The sequence below is a fragment of the Peribacillus frigoritolerans genome (assembly GCF_030676415.1).
In the GTDB taxonomy this organism is placed as follows: Bacteria; Bacillota; Bacilli; order Bacillales; family DSM-1321; genus Peribacillus; species Peribacillus frigoritolerans_A.
The window spans coordinates 334207-353342 of the sequence record NZ_JAUUTW010000002.1 but is presented as its reverse complement, the minus strand read 5'-3'; the positions used below and the strand labels follow the sequence as shown (position 1 = coordinate 353342).

General features: G+C 42.6%; 23 protein-coding genes. 6 read left to right on the top strand and 17 right to left on the bottom strand.

The genetic code is table 11. From position 1 onward, the window contains the following. On the top strand, positions 1-207 hold a 207-nt coding region (locus tag Q8G36_RS03700; protein ID WP_305159036.1), incomplete at its 5' end, for a hypothetical protein. 45 nt (positions 208-252) lie between these two features. Here Q8G36_RS03700 and Q8G36_RS03695 read toward each other — a convergent pair. Further along, positions 253-2043 (bottom strand): M3 family oligoendopeptidase, encoded by a 1791-nt coding sequence (locus Q8G36_RS03695; RefSeq protein WP_305159022.1) that lies wholly within the window; start codon positions 2041-2043, stop codon positions 253-255. A 161-nt stretch (positions 2044-2204) separates the two neighbouring features. Between Q8G36_RS03695 and Q8G36_RS03690 the strand changes: the two genes are divergently transcribed. Continuing rightward, positions 2205-2507: a hypothetical protein gene (locus Q8G36_RS03690; RefSeq protein WP_305159021.1), complete on the top strand. Its 303-nt coding sequence runs from the start codon at positions 2205-2207 to the stop codon at positions 2505-2507. A 195-nt stretch (positions 2508-2702) separates the two neighbouring features. Here the strand turns inward: Q8G36_RS03690 and sigK are convergent, their stop codons facing one another. After that, the gene (gene sigK / locus Q8G36_RS03685; protein ID WP_034308596.1) at positions 2703-3425 is read right to left on the bottom strand and encodes an RNA polymerase sporulation sigma factor SigK; all 723 of its coding nucleotides are present in this window, start codon (positions 3423-3425) and stop codon (positions 2703-2705) included. Between the two features lie 190 nt (positions 3426-3615). Between sigK and Q8G36_RS03680 the strand changes: the two genes are divergently transcribed. Then, positions 3616-3810 carry a hypothetical protein gene (locus tag Q8G36_RS03680; protein WP_305159020.1) on the top strand — a complete coding sequence of 65 codons (195 nt, stop codon included), beginning with the start codon at positions 3616-3618 and terminating at the stop codon, positions 3808-3810. 305 nt (positions 3811-4115) lie between these two features. On the opposite strand, the gene Q8G36_RS03675 is transcribed toward Q8G36_RS03680, so the two are convergent. The 6 genes from Q8G36_RS03675 to Q8G36_RS03650 form a co-directional block, all read right to left on the bottom strand. Then, entirely contained in the window at positions 4116-4256 is a 141-nt protein-coding gene (locus Q8G36_RS03675; RefSeq protein ID WP_072273247.1) for a YrzI family small protein, read from the bottom strand. A 486-nt stretch (positions 4257-4742) separates the two neighbouring features. Then, positions 4743-5009 carry a YrhC family protein gene (locus Q8G36_RS03670; RefSeq protein WP_305159019.1) on the bottom strand — a complete coding sequence of 89 codons (267 nt, stop codon included), beginning with the start codon at positions 5007-5009 and terminating at the stop codon, positions 4743-4745. A gap of 113 nt (positions 5010-5122) precedes the next feature. Then, positions 5123-6259 (bottom strand): bifunctional cystathionine gamma-lyase/homocysteine desulfhydrase, encoded by a 1137-nt coding sequence (locus Q8G36_RS03665; RefSeq protein WP_305159018.1) that lies wholly within the window; start codon positions 6257-6259, stop codon positions 5123-5125. 1 nt (position 6260) lies between these two features. After that, a complete protein-coding gene (locus tag Q8G36_RS03660; RefSeq protein ID WP_305159017.1) occupies positions 6261-7184 on the bottom strand; it encodes a PLP-dependent cysteine synthase family protein in 924 nt (307 codons plus the stop codon). Positions 7185-7278: 94 nt separating this feature from the next. Next, complete coding sequence (mtnN, locus tag Q8G36_RS03655; RefSeq protein WP_305159016.1) at positions 7279-7974, bottom strand: 5'-methylthioadenosine/S-adenosylhomocysteine nucleosidase; 696 nt, start codon at positions 7972-7974, stop codon at positions 7279-7281. A gap of 16 nt (positions 7975-7990) precedes the next feature. After that, complete coding sequence (locus tag Q8G36_RS03650; protein WP_305159015.1) at positions 7991-8629, bottom strand: class I SAM-dependent DNA methyltransferase; 639 nt, start codon at positions 8627-8629, stop codon at positions 7991-7993. Between the two features lie 104 nt (positions 8630-8733). Between Q8G36_RS03650 and Q8G36_RS29015 the strand changes: the two genes are divergently transcribed. Next, positions 8734-8916, top strand: coding sequence for a hypothetical protein (locus tag Q8G36_RS29015; protein ID WP_336622947.1), 183 nt, complete (start codon positions 8734-8736; stop codon positions 8914-8916). A 494-nt stretch (positions 8917-9410) separates the two neighbouring features. Then, positions 9411-9623 carry a DUF2536 family protein gene (locus tag Q8G36_RS03640; protein ID WP_048682770.1) on the top strand — a complete coding sequence of 71 codons (213 nt, stop codon included), beginning with the start codon at positions 9411-9413 and terminating at the stop codon, positions 9621-9623. A 71-nt stretch (positions 9624-9694) separates the two neighbouring features. Here Q8G36_RS03640 and Q8G36_RS03635 read toward each other — a convergent pair whose 3' ends face one another. The 8 genes from Q8G36_RS03635 to mltG all read right to left on the bottom strand — a co-directional run bounded on the left by Q8G36_RS03635 (position 9695) and on the right by mltG (position 18091). Continuing rightward, positions 9695-10423: a YrrS family protein gene (locus Q8G36_RS03635; protein ID WP_305159014.1), complete on the bottom strand. Its 729-nt coding sequence runs from the start codon at positions 10421-10423 to the stop codon at positions 9695-9697. An 86-nt stretch (positions 10424-10509) separates the two neighbouring features. Next, on the bottom strand, positions 10510-12261 hold the full coding sequence (locus tag Q8G36_RS03630; protein WP_305159013.1) for a peptidoglycan D,D-transpeptidase FtsI family protein: 1752 nt from the start codon (positions 12259-12261) through the stop codon (positions 10510-10512). 124 nt (positions 12262-12385) lie between these two features. Then, positions 12386-12862 carry a transcription elongation factor GreA gene (gene greA / locus Q8G36_RS03625; RefSeq protein ID WP_305159012.1) on the bottom strand — a complete coding sequence of 159 codons (477 nt, stop codon included), beginning with the start codon at positions 12860-12862 and terminating at the stop codon, positions 12386-12388. A 305-nt stretch (positions 12863-13167) separates the two neighbouring features. Next, the gene (udk, locus tag Q8G36_RS03620) at positions 13168-13806 is read right to left on the bottom strand and encodes a uridine kinase (RefSeq protein ID WP_034308619.1); all 639 of its coding nucleotides are present in this window, start codon (positions 13804-13806) and stop codon (positions 13168-13170) included. A gap of 1 nt (position 13807) precedes the next feature. Next, positions 13808-15079 carry a peptidase U32 family protein gene (locus Q8G36_RS03615; RefSeq protein WP_144479406.1) on the bottom strand — a complete coding sequence of 424 codons (1272 nt, stop codon included), beginning with the start codon at positions 15077-15079 and terminating at the stop codon, positions 13808-13810. 32 nt (positions 15080-15111) lie between these two features. After that, a complete protein-coding gene (locus Q8G36_RS03610; RefSeq protein ID WP_305159011.1) occupies positions 15112-16041 on the bottom strand; it encodes a peptidase U32 family protein in 930 nt (309 codons plus the stop codon). Next, on the bottom strand, positions 16028-16693 hold the full coding sequence (locus tag Q8G36_RS03605; protein ID WP_081395487.1) for an O-methyltransferase: 666 nt from the start codon (positions 16691-16693) through the stop codon (positions 16028-16030). The genes Q8G36_RS03610 and Q8G36_RS03605 overlap by 14 nt, the downstream gene beginning before the upstream one ends. A 261-nt stretch (positions 16694-16954) precedes the next feature. Further along, on the bottom strand, positions 16955-18091 hold the full coding sequence (gene mltG / locus Q8G36_RS03600) for an endolytic transglycosylase MltG (RefSeq protein WP_305159010.1): 1137 nt from the start codon (positions 18089-18091) through the stop codon (positions 16955-16957). Positions 18092-18404: 313 nt separating this feature from the next. Here mltG and Q8G36_RS03595 point away from each other — a divergent pair, with 313 nt between their 5' ends. Continuing rightward, positions 18405-18569 carry a hypothetical protein gene (locus tag Q8G36_RS03595; RefSeq protein ID WP_305159035.1) on the top strand — a complete coding sequence of 55 codons (165 nt, stop codon included), beginning with the start codon at positions 18405-18407 and terminating at the stop codon, positions 18567-18569. A gap of 273 nt (positions 18570-18842) precedes the next feature. On the opposite strand, the gene Q8G36_RS03590 is transcribed toward Q8G36_RS03595, so the two are convergent. Further along, complete coding sequence (locus tag Q8G36_RS03590) at positions 18843-19133, bottom strand: DUF1292 domain-containing protein (protein ID WP_063232962.1); 291 nt, start codon at positions 19131-19133, stop codon at positions 18843-18845. Between the last annotated feature and the right edge of the window lie 3 nt (positions 19134-19136).

Below are 19136 nucleotides of genomic sequence, written 5' to 3'. Positions count from 1 at the left end.
CTATTTAACAAAGAAATCATACCGGCTTTACCTTATACACGTCCTCGCACCAAAGAAGGATTTTTCCGCAAACAGGACTATGTATACGATGAACATTTTGATTGTTACCTTTGCCCTTCGGGCGAAAATTCAAAGGGAATTTCAAAAGGGGTTCAGAATTTTTTAATTCCGAACCCCTTTTGTCTACAAACTGAGCGGATGTCCTAAACCGGACATCCGCTTTTCTTGTTCATATTCAGCTAAAAACCCATCTTATGCTTTTCGGACTAGAGGGTCGGTCAAACGCATGAATTCTGCTACATCCTCCATACAGGCATTGACCGCTTCTTCCCAAAAATCCCGGGTCATTAAATCGACGCCTAAATGTTTCTCCGCCAAATCCTCGACCTTCATGGAACCGGTATCCTTTAATAGAGCGATATATTTCTCTTCGAATCCAGCAGGTTCTTTCATCGCATTCGCGTATATGCCTAATGAGAATAAGTACCCGAATGTGTACGGAAAATTATAAAATGGTACACCTGTAATATAAAAATGGAGCTTTGAAGCCCAGAACGTTGGATGATAATCACTTAAAGCATCGCCATACGCTTCTTTTTGTGCATCGACCATCAGTTCATTCAACCGTTCGGCACTGACATATCCTTGTTTCCTCTCATCATAAAACCTTGTTTCGAATAAGTAGCGGGCATGGATATTCATCAATAATGCCACGGAACGCTGAATTTTATCTTCTAAAAGCACCAGCTTTTCTTCCTCACTGGCCGCTTCCTTCACAGCTGCATCCGCTACGACCATTTCAGCAAAAGTAGAGGCGGTTTCAGCCACATTCATTGCATATGACCGATTCAATGGATGGATATCCCTCATCGCATAAGAATGGAATGCATGTCCCAATTCATGAGCCAATGTCGATACATTGGATGGGGTGCCCGAATACGTCATGAAAATTCTTGACTGCTTATTTAATGGAAAGCCGGTGCAAAAACCGCCTGGTCTCTTACCTGGTCTGTCCTCAGCTTCAATCCAGCTGTCTTCAAAAGCTTTTTGGGTGAAGTTTGCTAATTGAGAGCCGAACTTAGAGAATTGCTGGATGATGAAGTCTGCACCTTCTTGATAATCCATTACTTTGGACTCTGCTGTAACAGCGAGCGGTGCATCCAAATCCGCCCAACTTAATTTATCCAAATCCAGTAACTCCGCTTTCCTTTCCAAAAACCTCACAAGCGGCCCCTTATGATCGGCAATTACATTCCACATGCTTTCAAGGGTTTCTTGATTCATCCTCCCTATTTCAAGAGGCTCCTTCAAAATATCATCCCAGCCCCTTTTTTCATTCACACTGAGACGGAATCCAGCCAAGTGGTTCAAAGTCCGGGCAAAAAGGTCACTTTTTTCCTCCCAAGCCTGTTCCCACGCAGTAAATAATTCTTTTCGGGCCCTTTCATCAGGATCAGAAAATTTATTCGCCGCCTGGCCTACAGAAAGCTTTTCACCCTTAAAAGGGATGGTCATTGAACCGACGATCGTATCATACATTTGGCTCCAACCTTCGAAACCGTCCATGGCCAATTGGGTGATTAATGATTCTTCCTTCACGGAAAGCTTTTCCTTTGCCTTTTCCCGACGTTCATTCAATACGAATTTCAATTCATTCAATGGTTCTTTTTCGAGGATTTTTTTAAAAAACGCATCATCAAGCTGTATCAACTTTTCATCCAGCTCGCTTAACACCATTTTTAGTGAAGCGACTATCTTCATTTGTTTGATCCGCAGCTGACCAGCCTTTTTATCCTGCGCATTTTGAGCTTCCAGGCATCCAATGAAAGCACTGGCCTGCGTGGATTTCATATTTGTATGTTTAAAAAGATCTACTGCCTGGATTAAACTGATTTCTTCATTTCCTTCTGGATTGATATTGCTGACAAGTCGGTCTAATTCTTTTACCTCTTCGTTAATTTCATCTAAAAAAATCAGGAACTCCTTAGAAGAGCTTCCTCCTTTAAAAAAGATATCCAAATCCCACGTCAAAGAATACCCCATCCTGCATTCCCCCTTTTTATCACTAATCCCATTATAGAGGTTAATTCAAAATTTTTCTAATTAAAAGGAATTTTCAGTATTTTATCAGGACATTTTTCTATATCCCGGATTAAAAGCATGTTATGATGAATATATTCTTGGGAAAGGGGTGGTTGATTCATATGAAATTCTTTATTCACATGTCTGCCATCATCCTGCTCCTTTGGACACTGCCCATACAGTTCCAACATCATGCACAGCAGCTAACCATTGAAGAACATACCGATGTTCACCATTGGGATAAGGCCGACAAGAAACAGCCTTTCGTGCCTCCCCTTAGTTCCTGGCAGTCCCTTATCATTATTCTCATTTTCGAATTTTCCGTTTTGAGTTTTCTTTATTTTCACTCAAATCTCCGCCGTCGATATCTCAGTCCGGTTTTTTTTCAGGCGAATTACGTAGCCATACACTCTGACATTTTATAAAAAAATAAAATGGAGGAGTGATTCATATGTGGTTTCGACTAATTATGATAGGGGTCTTTTCTTTAACCGCTTCACGTCTGTTCCTTTTTCAGGGAATCGAGATTTATCATGCATTTGCAGATTTGATCAGAAATAAATATTAAAAAAAAAGAGTGCGGGGAAATTTCCCCGCACTCTCTTTGACTTTTACCCTTCCTATCCTTTAGCTTTCTTTTCCTTCTCTTTTTCTGCTCTGTAAAATTCGTGGAACATCTTCATTAAAGCACGTTTTTCGATCCTTGATACATAACTGCGGGAAATGCCAAGCTCTTTAGCGATTTCCCTCTGGGTTTTTTCCTTTTTCAAATCCAGTCCGAACCTGCCTACAATGACTTCCTTTTCGCGTTCATCCAAAATATCAATATACTTTTTCACTTTTTCAATTTCCATATTGAGCTGAATCGTATCGATGACATCTTCCGATTCCGATTTCAGTACATCGATTAAACTGATTTCATTTCCTTCTTTATCTTGACCGATCGGATCATGCAGGGAAATATCTTTCTTCGTTTTCTTTGTCGCTCGTAAATGCATCAAGATTTCATTCTCAATGCATCGCGCCGCATATGTGGCCAGCTTCGTACCCTTCCCATCCGAATAACTCTCAATGGCCTTTATCAAACCAATTGTCCCAATCGAAATCAAATCCTCTGTATCTTCGCCCGTATTCTCGAATTTCTTGACGATATGGGCAACAAGCCTGAGATTATGCTCGATCAGGATGTTACGGGCATCACCGTCTCCCTCACTCATAAGCTTCAGATATTTCTTTTCATCCTGAGATGACAAGGGCTGGGGAAAAGCGTTGTTTTTCACATAGGAAACGAATAAGTAAAATTCTTTGATAATATAACCGACAACTGTAAGTATTCCGGGCATTGGTTTCATCCCCCGTTTCTTTGGTTTCCCTATTCATACCTATGCAACAGTGGGCTTGTTCGTGTCTGTCCCACTAAAAGAAATCATGAAAGTGTTAAATGTTCAAACCAGCCTGGATGAATTCCCAAACGAACGAAGGCAAATGTTCATATAATGATAGGGAATTTTTTAGGGAAAGGGGGTTTTTACGATGGGGTATAACTATGGACCATACGGATGCTGCTATGGTTATCCGGCTCCTGTGCCTTGTTATGCAGGGTCCGGCTACGGCTACGGCTTTGGTTATGGCCTGTTTATTGTCCTCTTGATTTTATTGCTCATTTTCGGGTTTTGGTGGTTACCGGGATGTGGATTTGGTTATGGAGCATCAGATCCATGCTGCTGATTCAGGCAAAGAAAAAAACTCGGCCCGAGTGCCGAGTTTTTCCATTTTATTCATTTCTAACGTTGCAATTCCGAGTCAATCAGCGTCATGACCATTCAAACTTTCAATTTTCCAATGGCATTTTCCGCTGTATATATTCATACAAACCATGACAATGCTGCCAATGCACCGGCAAATCCGTTAGCCGGTATCCTTCTCCTGCCAATAGCAACGCTTCTCTCCTTTTACGTAAAACAAGTTAAACATATTAACCTCCACCTTTCTTGAATTTATTTTTATGAACGGAATACCAACCTCGTATATTTTTAGAAAAAAGGACGATGCTTCATCGCTTTATCTAGATGTTCTTCGCGAATCTTGTGGATTCTCTCCTGTTGTAAACATTCCTCGGCAGTCATTTTTTTCATTTTAATCGTGATTGTGAAAAAAAGCATATTCAGTGTCATAATATCACCTCCTTTAAGGGAGCGGCCCAACAAAAAGGCATAAAAAGGCCGCAGAAAGTTACGTCCTCCTGCGGGGTTTTTTAGAAAATATAAAAAGGCCGCAGGATAAAACACTTCTCCCTGCGGCCGCTATGTCTGAATGATTAATAAAGCCAAATTGCTTTAGAAATATTCCGCTTGGCACAGGTCGAATGTTATGTGATTGTCATTTGAAACGGACCGGCTAACAGTGACGACTCCATATAGATACAATGTCATTTTCTTCGACCTCCTTTGGAATATTTTTTATTACTTGGTAAGTATATCCACCTTTTAGATATTTGTAAACGGCTTTTGCCCATTTATTTGAAATTTCTATCTTTTTACCCATTTTGGAAGAGCCATTATTACCTAAAGGAGGCCAGTAGTATGATAAATCTGCCCCTATACGGCAACAACGTTAGAAAAACAAAAAAACCTGATTCCTTTAAAGAATCAGGTTTGCTTCTATTGTTGTAAAGAGTCCTGGCCATCCATTTCGGCCAAGATCTTTTTATATTTTTTGGATAATGAGAAAAATACTATGGATATGCCCAGGAACATGATTGTCGCTCCCATATAGACATATGTGTCAATCATCGCTTTGTCGCCAGAGGGAAGGATGGTTCCTAAATAGAAGAACGAACCCACACATAACAAAGTGATCGCAAATTGTTTGAAATCGACCATTTTCGAACGCAGTATTGCCGCCGTTTGTTTTTTGCGGTTTTTCATGCCATTCCACCTTCTTTCAAGCTAATAAGATATCGATATCTCATTCTACCATATTTATTCCAAATTAAAGGGTGTAAATAATGGCAGTCAGCTTTGAAGCGGTCCCTCCCCGATTATCCTTCTAGCGCTTGTTCCAAGTCTTCCAATAAGTCTTCTACATCTTCCAGACCAACTGAAATGCGAATCAACCCATCTGTGATTCCAAGCTCTGCACGGCGCTCAGCCGGAATGGAAGCATGTGTCATCAAGGCTGGAATGGAAATTAAGCTCTCCACCGCCCCCAGACTTTCAGCAAGGGTAAAGAATCTCACTTTATTCAAAACGGACTCGGCTTTTTCGGCACTGCCGACATCGAATGAAACCATACCTCCGAATCCACGCGATTGTTTTTTCGCAATATCATGATTTGGATGGTTTTCAAGACCTGGGTAATGGATTTTCGAAACGCCTTTATGCCCGGATAGGAAACGTACGATTTCAGATGTATTCTTTTCATGTTCTTCCATCCTGATTCCCAGCGTTTTAATGCCTCGCATCAGCAACCATGAATCCTGGGGCCCTAGCACGCCTCCTGTAGAGTTTTGGATGAAATGAAGGTCATTGCCAAGTTTTTCATCATTCACCACGACAAGACCCGCTACAACATCGCTGTGTCCCCCCAGGTACTTCGTAGCGCTATGAAGCACGATATCGGCTCCAAGTGTAAGTGGATTTTGCCAGTATGGCGTACTGAAGGTATTATCCACAATGGTGAGGATGCCGTTTTCTTTAGCTATTTTTGATACTTCTTCCAAATCGGTGATTTTCAATAATGGATTCGTCGGGGTTTCAATGAACACCGCCTTCGTATTTTCCTTTATTTCTTTTTCGATCGAGTTTAAGTCACTCGTATTGATGAACGTAGCCTCCACCCCGAAGCGGTTAAGCACCTTAGTGATGACCCGGAAAGACCCTCCATAAACGTCATCGGTCATCAATACATGATCACCTTGACTGAACAGCATCATAACCGCGGTCATCGCTGCCATTCCTGATCCGAAGGCGAAACCTCTTTTTCCTTCTTCGAGATCCTTGATCAATTCTTCGAGGGCATGACGGGTTGGGTTGCCCGTACGGGAATATTCATATCCCCGATGATTCCCCGGACCATCCTGTTTATAGGTGCTCACTTGATAAATCGGCACCGAAACCGCTCCTGTTTTTTCATCACCAAAAATGCCGCCATGGATCAATTGTGTTTTTTTTCTCATTTTACATACCTCCCTGATAAATTTTTTTGCTTAAGTATCGTTCACTGGAATCCGGAAATATGACGACGATATTCGACCCCCGGGAAGCCTTGGCCGCTTCTTTCAGGGCCGCTGCAAATGCCGCGCCGGAAGAACTGCCGACAAGAAGGCCTTCTTTGATCGCCAATTCCTTTACCATATGGAAAGCGTCACGATCGCTTATCGTATGGATTTGGTCAAAATACGTTTCATCCATATAGGCAGGTAAAAATTCCATCCCGATCCCCTCTGTTTTATGGGATCCCGCTTTGCCGCCGTTTAAAATCGATCCTTCTGGTTCGACAATGACCGTTTTGACAGCAGCGTTCTCTTCTTTTAAATATCGCGATGTTCCCATGAATGTCCCGCCCGTCCCGGCACCGGCAACAAACACATCCACATCGCCATCCATCTGTTCCCATATTTCAGGTCCCAGCGTTTTATAATATGCTTCAGGATTGGATGGGTTGGCGAACTGCTGGGGACAATAAGATCCCGGAATTTCAGCCAGCAGCGCCTTAGCCTTGGCGATTGCTCCTGTCATCCCTTCCTCTGTCGGGGTCTGGATCACATTCGCTCCAAGGGCACGCATCAATTCCTGTTTCTCAGCACTGAATTTCTCCGGAACGCAAAATATCACGTCCACACCACTGTTTATCGCAGCCAACGCCAAGCCAATTCCAGTATTTCCGGCAGTCGGTTCGATGATCGTCCCGCCCTTTTTCACCTTCCCGGTCTGTAACGCTTGGGCCAACAGCTCTTGACCAAGCCGATCCTTCACACTGCCTCCCGGATTAAAGTATTCCAGTTTGGCAAAGATACGGACTTCATCCGGAAGCGGGAAATGGGTGATTTCCATCATCGGCGTTTTCCCTATCAACTCATGAATATTTTGAAAGACTTTCATATTCGGACATCCTTTCATAGTTATCCTACCAATTTAATAAGGATTATGCAATAAAGAATGATCAGCAGAAAGGCTTCCGCTGATCACTTACCATTCATTTCATTTTTTCAACCATTTTCAAAATCAGTGCCGCTGAATGAAGAGCCGCTGTTTCCAGGAATTTATCAAAGGAAATATTGGACTCCTTACCTGCGATATCCGAAAGGGAACGAATGATGACAAACGGTGTTTTGAATTGGAAAGCTACCTGAGCAATGGCAGCAGCTTCCATTTCCACCGCGTATAAATCAGAGAACTTCCCTCTGACGAATTCAACCCTGTCAGGATCATTCATGAAAGAATCCCCCGTCACGATCAACCCTTTCGCCACTTGTATATCCTCGATTTCTTTTGCTGCTTCTTCTGCGATTGCGAAAAGCTTTTCATCCGGGATGAAAGCTGCTGGCAGCTGAGGGACTTGACCGTACTCATATCCAAAAATCGTCACATCGACATCATGGTGCCGTACTTCCGTGGATATGACCACATCCCCTACATTTAGTGCTGGATGATAACCGCCGGCTGAGCCAGTATTGATGACAGCATCCGGTTTGAATTTTTCTAACAGGATCGCAGTGGACATTGCCGCATTCACTTTACCGATTCCCGATTTAAGCAAAATGACCTCGACACCATTCAGTGTGCCTGTATTGAACTCGGAACCGGCAATGACCACCTGCTCCAAACCTTCCAATTTATCACGTAAAATCGTAACTTCTTCTTCCATTGCTCCGATTATGGCTACCTTCATTAGTAAAAACCTCTTCCTATAATTTTTCCGCCTCCATAACCCAGACAAATTGATTGCAGCGCTCGAAGTTCACTTTATATCCATTTGCTTCAAGCACTTTTTCCAAAAAAGGAATCGTAGTATAATATTCCGTTTGCAAATCGTTCGCCAAATTATGAAAGCCTGCCTGCCTTGCATCTTGAATCGCTCGTTCATGCGCTTCCCTTGATTGATACATCGTATCCGCAAACACTATTTTACCACCAGTATTCAGTAACTTTCCATAGTTGACTATCGCTTTTTCTTTTTCTTCATCGGTTAAATGATGGAATGCGTACGTACTCACGATCGAATCAACTTGTTCCGGCTTCGGAAAATCGATAAAATCGCCATCTGCAATCTCTGTTTTTCCGCGCAGCTTGCTTATCGCTATTTCCCTCATCGCAGGTGAAGGTTCTATTCCCGATACCTTTAGGCCTTTCTTCAAAAGCCTTTCCGTCAAATTCCCGGTACCTACTCCGAACTCCAGTACATGACCATGAGCCCGATCCGTGACGCTGTCCAATATGCTATCATAATGTTTAAAAACCTCTTGATACTCAATATCGTGTCCACCAACCGTATCATCATACGATTTCGACCATTCTTCAAATAAATCTATAAATTCTCTGCCCATTTTATATACCACCCTGATAAATTATTTTCTAAAGTATCGTTCACTGGAATCCGGGAGTATCACAACGATACTCGCGCCCACTGGAAACCTTGGCTGCCTCCTTCATGGCCGCTGCAAATGCCGCGCCGGAAGAATTGCTGGCAAACAGGCCTTCTTTAATCGTCAATTCCTTAACCATATGGAAAAGCATCACGATCGCTTATCGTATGGATCTTATCAAAATACGTTTCATCCATATAGACAGCTGGAAATCCCATCCATATCCTCTAGGTTTCCTCCCGGATTAAAGTATTCCAGTTAGACAAAGATACGGACTTCATTCATTCGGTAACCGGAAATGGATGATTTCAAATCATCGTCGTCTCCCTAATCATCTCATGGATGTTGGGAAAGACTGTCATATCAGGACACCTTTCCTAAGTTATCCTACCAGTTTAATAAGATTTATGCAATATAGAATAATCGTCGGAAAGGCTTCCGCTGTTCAATAAGATTCCTTGTACCTACGTCGACCTTTTAGCACGTGACCATAAGCGCAATTGGTGAGCTTTCCAATATCCTACATAATGTTTAATAACGTCTTCTCATTCATTCTTCAAATAAATCTATAAATTCTCTGCCCATTTTTAATCACCTATTATGATAAGATAATAAAACCTATAAGCATAATATGAAATAAACTCAGAAACAGTTCTTGTTTTTTAGGCAAATCCTTTTTCGGTTCAGATTCGGCCAAAATGGTGTTAAACTAACAGTATCTGAATGTTGGAGGGGAACAGTCATGAGTTTTCAACTCGACTTAAACTTATTCGAAGATAAAATAGAATTTTTCGAGGCAGAAAGCATTAAGAATCTTGAAGAAAAAATCCAATCACAAATTGAAATCAATAAAGCGATCATGCTTCAGGTGGAATCCGTGTCACACCAAATGTATGTAAGTGAGGAAGGCAGACGTTTTTATAGTGCAGTCGTCCACTTTAAAGCAAAAAAGTGATTACCATGAAAAAGCCCCGAAAGGTGGAATTCCTTTCGGGGCTTTTTCGTTTATACTTTGACTATTACCTTTTATCGTTTATCGTTTGTCTTCAGCTCTTCGACTTTTACAGGTTTCCAACCTGATCCGTCCACCCATTCAATATAAACGCGGAAGGTTTTAGGATTATCTCCTTCAGAAACGGTACCGATTGCCGTGTTGGACGAACCGCCGTTTTGCAGCCACCATAGCTTCATGCTGCCTTCATCGATTCCAGCTCCACTTGCAATGGCTTTACTCATTTCATTCCAATCGACCGAGCCCTTTTCGAAGCTTGTAGTGTGCTCCCCGGATTGCTCAGTTCCCACTGGTTTCCAGTCCTCACTCGTATATGCAGCCGCAACATTTCCATCGCCGCTACTTTCCACTTCCTCAAGTTCGGCATCTCCTGCTTTTTCTGGATCTGCACCATCTTCAGCCTTCTCTTCTGCATCTTCCTCTGTCGCTTTACTATCTTCTTCTTCTGTTGCTTTACTATCTTCTTCTGCTTCTTCTTCTGTTGCTTCACTATCTCCTACTGCGTCTTCCTTCTCTGAATCGGTTTCTTCCTCTTTCCCAGCAGGTTTGTCCACTACTTTCTCCTGATCTGTATCGGCGATTTGCTTTGGTTCAGTCGTGGCTTTTTTTGTTTCGGTGCCATCATCACTTAAGAAAATCGTGACTGCGACAATGACGATTAAAATGGAAACGATGGAGATTGCAATATTATATATTTTATTTACTTTTCTTTTTTGATCTCTCTGATTGAAACGTGAGCCCAAGGTCCATTCCTCCTTACCATTTCTTACTGACTCATTTTAACATGATTTAGCCAGAGATAGAAGGGAAGGGTTTCCTACACTTTTCGTCAATTCTCGCTATTGTCCTGGTCCTTGGAGTACAGGACTTTTACAATATCTGAAAAAAGAGGCGTCATACTGGAACTATTTTCCTCCGTTTCAAAACTTACGGTAACAAGAGCATATTGGGGATCTTTATATGGAAAGTAGCCTGCAAACCATTTATTGAGCTTCCCTTTTTCGATATTGGTCTGGGCTGTTCCAGACTTGCCAGCGACCTCAACAGGCAAATCTCTCAAGGACGCGCCCGTCCCTTTCTCTTCCGTCACGACCTTCCTAAGAAGATGCTGCATCTTCATCGTTGTATAAGGAGACAGTGTCTCGCCTCCAATACTTTGATTGGGAAAGTCGACTACGGTCGTACTATTGTTAAATTCGACCTTGGAAACGGCTTTGACCTGTTCCTTCTTGCCGCCGCGGGCAATCGTTGCCATCATATTCGCTATCGCGAGCGGTGTCGTTTGGACATCCTGCTGGCCAATTGCTGTTTTAGCAATCATTTTGGGATCTTTTTTTAAATCGTCATCATGCCAGACCTTCCCGGCTTGTTCATGATATAACTGAGTGACTTCGGTGTGATAGACGTCCCCTTGCCAGCCCGTTTCACCAACCAACCCTAACATTTTTGCATATTTGTCCAAAAAGTTCGGATCCTTCTCAGCTATTTCCTGTGACAATTCGGCAAATGTCCTGTTACAGCTTTGGGCAAAGCTATTTTCAAAATTAAGGATGCCCAGTTCCCGCTGTTTATCCGTTTTCCCGTCTATTGTCAAATTACAATTGAATGTCCGGGTGGGACTAGCCGCTTCATAATCGATGGCAGCTGCTGCCGTGACCGTTTTAAAGACGGAACCAGGCGTTTTTTGAGTCAGCATCAAATTGACGGCCCCTTCACCATTCGGATCTTTTACATTAAGCGCCGGCCGTGATACCATCGCAACGATTTCACTTTTTTCGATATCGATCAGTACGAGACCGCCTTTTTTTATCCCGCGTTCATCGACGAGCTTCTCCGCTTTCTCCTGAATTTCTTTATCGATCGTCGTCACGACCTTCACCGGGTAAAGCGGATTGGCAGGTTCCACATATTTAACATCGACACCGAACATCGGGCCCCCACTGGCGTCCACGTGAAAAACGAGCTTCGATTCCCCAGCGGAAAGCAAGAACTCATCGAAGGTCCTTTGCAATCCCGTATTGCCTATTTTCGTTTCAGGAGATAAATTCATGTCCGGATAACGTTTTTTCTTTTCCGCATCAGATATATTCGTCGTTCCGATCAATTGCGCTGCAGGGGTTTGATCATGATATAATTTCTCGTTCACGGCAAAGACCCCGGGAATCTTCAATTCATTGATTGCCTTCGATTGGCTGGACGTCAACTCTATCGGTTCATCCCCGCCAAAGACGAATGGTTCATCCGCTTGTTCTATCGCCCGTTTTAACTCCGCTTCCGATTTGCCTATTATCGAGGCCACTTCATCTATAGGCCATGTCATTTTCTTCAAAAATGGAAATAGGACGAGCGTTGGGATTTCTTCATGGGCAAGCGGTTCCCCCTTTCTGTCATAAAACTTTCCGCGTCCATCATCAATCTTTACTATCTGTGAACGCTGATTCACGCTTGCTTCTAACAGGTTCACATCATGCTTTGAAAAAGATTCTGTCGATACAAGTTGGATGTAGGCAAGCCTGCCTATGAGCATCAGCATGAAAGTGGTCAAAAAAAGTGCCAGCAACCTCATTCGTTTCTTTTTCATAAAATACACCTCGTAACCATTGTTGACGGGGTGCGAATTTTTAAACAATTATGAAAAAATTTAACGCGGGCATTTTTTCGATAAAAAAGAGGATGCCCTGATGGACACCCTCATTTGCATTTAATTAGTCGATGGATACAATCTTGACGCTCATTTCGCCGCCAGGTGTCATGATCGATACCTTGTCGCCGACCCTTTTCCCTATCAGGCTTTTCGCGATCGGGGAATCATTGGAGATTTTCCCATCGAATGGGTCCGCCTCAACGCTTCCTACGATGGAATATGTTTCTTCGTCACCATTTGGAAGTTCCACGAATGTTACCGACTTTCCAAGTGAAACTGTATCTGTATTCGTATCATTGCCTTCAATGATTTTTGCATTACGGATCATGTTTTCGATTGTTGTAATACGACCTTCAACGAAAGCCTGCTCTTCTTTTGCGGAATCGTACTCTGAGTTCTCGGAAAGGTCCCCAAAACTGCGGGCGATTTTGATTCTTTCCACCACTTCTTTACGTTTAACCGTTTTTAACTGTTCCAGTTCCTGTTCAAGCTTTAACTTACCTTCTTTAGTCATTGGATATTCTTTTTCAATTGCCAAAACCCTTCACTCCTTCAAATTCTTTACAGCAAGCATTCGCTGTGACAAGTTTATGTACGATATAGTGCTTAACCCTGAAATCGAGTCAAAATATATAATTGCGCGACTTAAAAAGTACGCGCTTCGATACTAAGAAACAATCCGTTCCTTAGTATATAAACCGACTGCGGTGAGCAGCCGGTTCGTTCTGTATCAAGAATAGAGTATTGCGTTTTCCAACATTTGTCCAGTCTTTCCCAACAAATAAATGGGATTATTTAAATAAACGGAGGAAAATGGCACCTATCATTATTTATGCTATGTTATTACAAAAAAGACTTTTGTTCAAGGATTGTTTGAATTTTTGTCACCATAAGGTCAATCGCCACATGGTTCTGACCGCCTTCTGGAATGATGATGTCGGCATAACGCTTCGTCGGTTCTATGAACTGGTTATGCATCGGACGGACTACACTGATGTATTGTTCGATGACGGAATCTATGGAACGGCCGCGTTCTTTAATATCACGGGTCATCCGACGAAGGATCCGCAAGTCTGCGTCCGTATCAACATATAGCTTCATATCCATCAGGTCTCGGAGGCGCTCATCCTCCAGCACAAGAATCCCTTCAAGGATGATGACATCCTGGGGCTCAACTGTGATGACTTCTTCTGAACGCGTATGGATTGAATAATCATAAACGGGTTTTTCTATCGTTTCATAGCGCAGCAATGCGTTAATGTGATCGATTAGCAAATCATTATCAAATGCAAGCGGATGATCATAGTTCGTTTTCAAGCGCTCTTCAAAAGGCAGATGACTTTGATCTTTATAGTAATAATCTTGTTCGATCATCAAGATGGAATGTCCTTGAAAGAATTCAAAAATGGAACGGGTAACACTTGTTTTACCTGATCCCGAACCTCCGGTAACTCCGATGACCACTGGTTTCTTTCTTGTCATGTCAATTCTCCTTCCGCATCATATTGTTCACATAAACTCTATTATCTACTTGAATGCGGACAATTTGAAGCGGATGGCGGGCTGCCTCCAGCTCCTTACCTGACTCATCCCAGATCGTACCGATTTTTTGAGTGAAGTTTTCGATTTCCGGTCCAAAAAACTCCACTTCATCTCCAGGCTTGAAGAAGTTGCGTTGCTGCATGGTAACGATTTTAGTTTCCTCGTCGTAATCAAGCACCAACCCAGCGAAGTCGAAGCGAGTCTTTACGGTATGATTCCCGAACATTTGCTGTTTATACCCAGGAATTTCCCCTTCCATGAACGATGATGCCGTCTCACGGTTCGCACACTTATCAAGCTCTTCCAGCCATTCTTGTTTAATCTTGAAATTGTCCGGATCGGCACAATACGCATCAATCACTTTACGATAGACGCTGACAACTGTAGCGATATAGTGAATGGACTTCATTCTTCCTTCGACTTTCAAGCTGTCTATGCCAATTTCAATCATGCCCGGCAGTGATTCAATCAGCTTCAAGTCCTTTGGACTCATTGCGAATGGAGCATCTTCTTTATCGAATAAAGCCTTTTCCCCGTCTTGATCCAGCTCATATAAATCATAATCCCAACGGCAAGACTGGCAGCAGCCGCCGCGGTTCGAATCACGCGCCGTCATATGGTTCGAAAGGGTGCAGCGTCCAGAATAGGCAATGCACATGGCCCCGTGAACGAAAGCCTCGATTTCGATGTCGACCTTCTCTTTCATTTCACGGATTTCATCAGCACTCGTCTCACGTGCCAAAACAACACGCTCCAAGCCTTCCTCTTTCCAATACTGAACAGCCTTCCAGTTCGATAGCGATTGCTGCGTGCTTAAATGGATCTCAACGTTCGGAGCGACCCTTTTACAGGTTTCGATGATTAATGGATCGGCGACGATGATACCATGAACCCCAGCCTCCTGAAGACCTTCCAGGTATTCATCCAGACCATCGATATTTTCATTATGTGCGAAGATATTCGTGGTTACATATACTTTAGCACCATACTTTTTAGCGAATTCGACGCCTTCCTTCATTTCCTCAAACGTGAAGTTGCCGGCATTGGAACGAAGACCATATTCCTGACCGCCAATGAACACGGCATCCGCGCCGTAATGAACGGCAATTTTTAATTTTTCCAGATTGCCGGCCGGAGCCAGCAATTCCGGTTTTTTTACAATGACTCTCTTTCCATCAACGATCTTGGAAATTTTATCAGCAATAGCATTCAAGGCTATTCCTCCTCTTTCTCTTACCCTTTTCTTTAATAAACCGATTCTTTAAAGAAGAACCCGGTATCCAACTCACGGTTATCCGGCTGAACCGCTTTGACTTTTTCAAAAAGTTCCGATTTCATATCATCATAGCGGTCAGGGTCTTCAGCACATACGTCAATCGCTTCCCGATATAACTTTGTCATTTCCATGATATATTCCGGTGTTTGTAATAATCCTTCGATTTTCAGTGAATCAATTTCCGCTTCAATCAATTCCTGAAGTTCATCAATCATGCACATATCATTCGGACTCATGATATGTGTACCATTTTCATCTTCATAAATCGGGTATTTATTTTCACGTTCCTTATCATGCAAGAACATATTTCTATGTTCCTTACGATTTTCCACTTCCAATGCCTTGCCTTGGTATTCAAAGTAATTACCTAGGAGAGTACGCTTCGATTGGAACATGCATGTCATGCCGTGCACTTGCACTTCAATCTCCACTTCGGCATTTTCCTTCATTTCCACTATCTCGTCCAGACTTATCTCACGGGCAGCTACGGCACGGACAGCACCGCGTTTCCCCCAATAATTACATGTGTACCAGTTCGTTACCGTCATCTCTGTATTCCAGTGCAGGGGCATATCAGGTGCCACGTCACGGACAGCCATTAAGACTGCGGGATCACCGAATATGATCCGGTCGGCACCAGCCTGCTTAAGGAAAGTGACATACCCTTCAAGCTCGTCCACTTTTTCATTATGAAAAATGGCGTTCATGGATACGTACACTTTCTTTCCGGCGGCATGTGCAAGCTCAATCGCCTTCTCTACATCTTCACGTTTGAACTCCCCTGCCAGCCTAAGCGCATAACGTTGTTCGCCAATGACGAAGGCGTCAGCGCCAGCATCGATGAGTTCTGTTATATGATCGACACTTGTCGGAGTCACGAGTAATTCAGGCTTTTTCATTTTTGTCACCTCTATGTTTACTAATGGCCACACCATCACCAATCGGCAAAATTACCGTATCGAAATTGGGATGGTCATGTAACCAGATGTTAAAGTCTCTGATTTTTTTGATGAGAGCTCGCTTTCTTCTCGTCATTTCCATTTCTTCAATGTTTTCGGCAACCAGGCCTTTGAATAAAACATTATCCGTAATGATGATGCCAGCACCAGCAAGGAATGGTTCGAACAGTTCAAAGAATCGCTTGTACTGCCCTTTAGCTGCATCAACGAAGATAATATCAAACGGACCATGTTCCATCACTTTCGGCCCCGCTTCAAGGGCATCCCCTTCAATGAGGGTGATCCTTTCCGACAGTCCCGCCTTCTTGAAGTTAGCCCTTGCCTGCTCAATACGGGCTTCATTCCGTTCAAGTGTGACGATTCGAGCTTCCGGAAGGGTCTCAGCCATCCTTATCGCCGAATAGCCAATCGCCGAACCCACTTCCAATATCGCCTTTGGCTGATGAAGCCTTAAAATCTGAAGCAGCACCTCAATGCCTTCGGGCTCCATGATCGGCACATTATTTTCCATCGCAAAATCTTCCAACTCCTTAAGCAAACCCGTACGCTCCGGAATTAAGGAATGAAGATATTGTTCTATTTTTCCGTTCAAAACGTTTCCTCCAATAATAAGGAAAACAAAAGCGCTTGGTCAGTAACATGAAAAAATTGATTGGACAATCTCTTCACAAGGAGCTGAAACAAGTATGCTTGACGATCTACATTTCCTTATCTTTCAAAATAAAACCCGGCATTCGCCGAGTTACGTCACCGATAAGAATCGGATCAAAAATTCACTTGTACTATTCTATCATAAAAACAAGGGGAAAGTAATATCTCTCCCCTCTCAGTCTCATTGCATTTATTTATTTATTTATTTATTGGAAATATGCTCTGCCTTTTTGTTATTGTGGTCATCCAAGGTCTTGGAGTAAAGGACTTCCCCTTCAGGTGTTGCCAAAAAGTACAGATAATCCGTTTTCTCAGGTTTCAGTACCGCATCGATCGATGTCGTTCCGGCATTGGCAATCGGCCCTGGCGGCAGCCCCTTGTTCTTATACGTATTATAAGGGGATTTCACCTCAAGGTCTTTATAATACACCCTGCTCTTATGTGAACCCTTCGCATACAAAACGGTCGGATCCGTTTGAAGCGGCATTTCTTCCTCAATACGATTGTAAAAGACGGAAGCTATCTTTCCGCGATCGACTTGTGCCGTCGCCTCTTCCTCGACAAGCGAAGCGAAGGTCAGCATCTGGTGTACGGAATAATCGTTCTTGTCCATCTGGCTCTCGTAAGCCTGCAATGTCTCTTCCGTTTTCTTCAGCATCTCGATGACGATCGATTCCAGGGTCGGCTTTTCCTCATAAAAGTCATAAGTAGCTGGGAAAAGGTACCCTTCAAGCGGATATAAAACCTTTTCGTTTTCAATTTCCGAGGTCAAGAGCTGCGGAAATTGCTCTTGCATGGAATTTACGAACTTCTTATCATTCAATTTCTTAAAGACCTTTTTCGGATCTTCACCCGTCTTCACTGCGATGATATCGGCAATTTGGATAAGCTGCTTTCCTTCAGGAATCGTTATCTTCATGGCAGCTTCCTTCATGAGTTTTCCAGTTTTGATGCTTGTGACGATATCTTCAATTGGCATGGAAGGTGATAATTTATACTCCCCTGCCTGAAAACCGGATTCATTGCGGAATTTAATATAATATTTGAATACGCGTGCGTCCTTGATTATTCCCTGCTCTTCAAGCAGTGTTGAAATTCCGTTAACGGAAGAGCCGATTGGGATTTTCACTTTCTTGATGGTGTCATCATCCGGATCGACTGGTTTCATGGCTGAGTTGATATATAAAAAGCCCACAAGACCAACTATCCCAATTAGTAAAATAAGCGAAGCTATCGTAATCATGATGATTTTACGAACCAGCTTGGCTTCTCCTTGCTGTTCTAACAATTTCATTCGGATATGTTCCTTTTTAGATAAATTTTTATCTTTTTCATCCATTTTCATTCCCCCTGCAAACTCACACCAACCACAGTTTGGTTTCTAGATGATGCTTTCTCTAATTAATCTTTGCTTCGAACATTATACTAAAATCAACAAATAATTACATGTTTTTTGCAAAACTACATTCATCAATACTCTATTTATGGCAAAAACGCACTACTTTTGTCAATATAAATAGGAAAATAGTGATACTTATCTCTTCAGCTTAAAAAATGCACCAAAATTTATTTCCTGCATGTGTTAGGCATTTGAGGAAATGACAGGAATATTCATGTAGGAATGGTATTATTAATTTAGGATGAAGAAAGGTGTGAAGGAGTTGGATCATTCTTATTTTGTAGGTTGGGGGACATTGGCACTCATAAACGCCGGACTTGCTCAAGGTAAAAATAGAACGGCGTTGAATTGGTTCTTGCTATCATTATTTTTGGGTCCGCTCGCTACTTTTATGCTTTTATTCGCGGAGAAAAGATAAGGGGTTACTGGTACATAAATGAAAAAACCGACCTTTATGTCTACAGTTTTTAAGGGTTTGTACAATTAGAACGTTGATTTCCACTCCAGGCACTCGCTTTCCGCGGGCGGTCTCGGGAGCCTCCTCGGCTTCCGCCTGCGGGGTCTCCTTTGACACGCTTTTCCCGCAGGAGTCTCGAACACCCGCTCCCATTCAACTTAGTTTTAAAATTTTAGTTTGAGCCTCTTTTCAAAAAAAAAAAACCGACCTTTAAGGGCCGGTTTTTTTCCAATCTTATTCTTCTTCTGCTTCTTCTTGGTCAAGGAATGTATTTAACATTTCTTCGACAAGATCCCATTCTTCTTCTGTTTCGATCGGTGTAAGTTCACCATCTTTATTATCTTCGCTTGGTACGAATGATGAAGCGTGGATTTCAATTTCTTCCTCATCATCTTCTGCAGACATCGGATAGTAAAGTACATAAGATTTGTTGAATTTATCTGAGTCGAATGTGAAAAGGATTTCGCAAAGCTGCTCGTTTCCGTTTTCATCTACTACTGTAATGTTGTTTTCGCCGTGTTCCATTTG

Coding starts and splice junctions, on each gene's coding strand:
- Q8G36_RS03695 (WP_305159022.1), bottom strand. CDS start 2,043: ATGGGGTATTCTTTGACGTGGGATTTGGATATCTTTTTTAAAGGAGGA.
- Q8G36_RS03690 (WP_305159021.1), top strand. CDS start 2,205: ATGAAATTCTTTATTCACATGTCTGCCATCATCCTGCTCCTTTGGACA.
- sigK (WP_034308596.1), bottom strand. CDS start 3,425: ATGCCCGGAATACTTACAGTTGTCGGTTATATTATCAAAGAATTTTAC.
- Q8G36_RS03680 (WP_305159020.1), top strand. CDS start 3,616: ATGGGGTATAACTATGGACCATACGGATGCTGCTATGGTTATCCGGCT.
- Q8G36_RS03675 (WP_072273247.1), bottom strand. CDS start 4,256: ATGACACTGAATATGCTTTTTTTCACAATCACGATTAAAATGAAAAAA.
- Q8G36_RS03670 (WP_305159019.1), bottom strand. CDS start 5,009: ATGAAAAACCGCAAAAAACAAACGGCGGCAATACTGCGTTCGAAAATG.
- Q8G36_RS03665 (WP_305159018.1), bottom strand. CDS start 6,259: ATGAGAAAAAAAACACAATTGATCCATGGCGGCATTTTTGGTGATGAA.
- Q8G36_RS03660 (WP_305159017.1), bottom strand. CDS start 7,184: ATGAAAGTCTTTCAAAATATTCATGAGTTGATAGGGAAAACGCCGATG.
- mtnN (WP_305159016.1), bottom strand. CDS start 7,974: ATGAAGGTAGCCATAATCGGAGCAATGGAAGAAGAAGTTACGATTTTA.
- Q8G36_RS03650 (WP_305159015.1), bottom strand. CDS start 8,629: ATGGGCAGAGAATTTATAGATTTATTTGAAGAATGGTCGAAATCGTAT.
- Q8G36_RS29015 (WP_336622947.1), top strand. CDS start 8,734: ATGGCCGCTGCAAATGCCGCGCCGGAAGAATTGCTGGCAAACAGGCCT.
- Q8G36_RS03640 (WP_048682770.1), top strand. CDS start 9,411: ATGAGTTTTCAACTCGACTTAAACTTATTCGAAGATAAAATAGAATTT.
- Q8G36_RS03630 (WP_305159013.1), bottom strand. CDS start 12,261: ATGAAAAAGAAACGAATGAGGTTGCTGGCACTTTTTTTGACCACTTTC.
- udk (WP_034308619.1), bottom strand. CDS start 13,806: ATGACAAGAAAGAAACCAGTGGTCATCGGAGTTACCGGAGGTTCGGGA.
- Q8G36_RS03610 (WP_305159011.1), bottom strand. CDS start 16,041: ATGAAAAAGCCTGAATTACTCGTGACTCCGACAAGTGTCGATCATATA.
- mltG (WP_305159010.1), bottom strand. CDS start 18,091: ATGGATGAAAAAGATAAAAATTTATCTAAAAAGGAACATATCCGAATG.
- Q8G36_RS03590 (WP_063232962.1), bottom strand. CDS start 19,133: ATGGAACACGGCGAAAACAACATTACAGTAGTAGATGAAAACGGAAAC.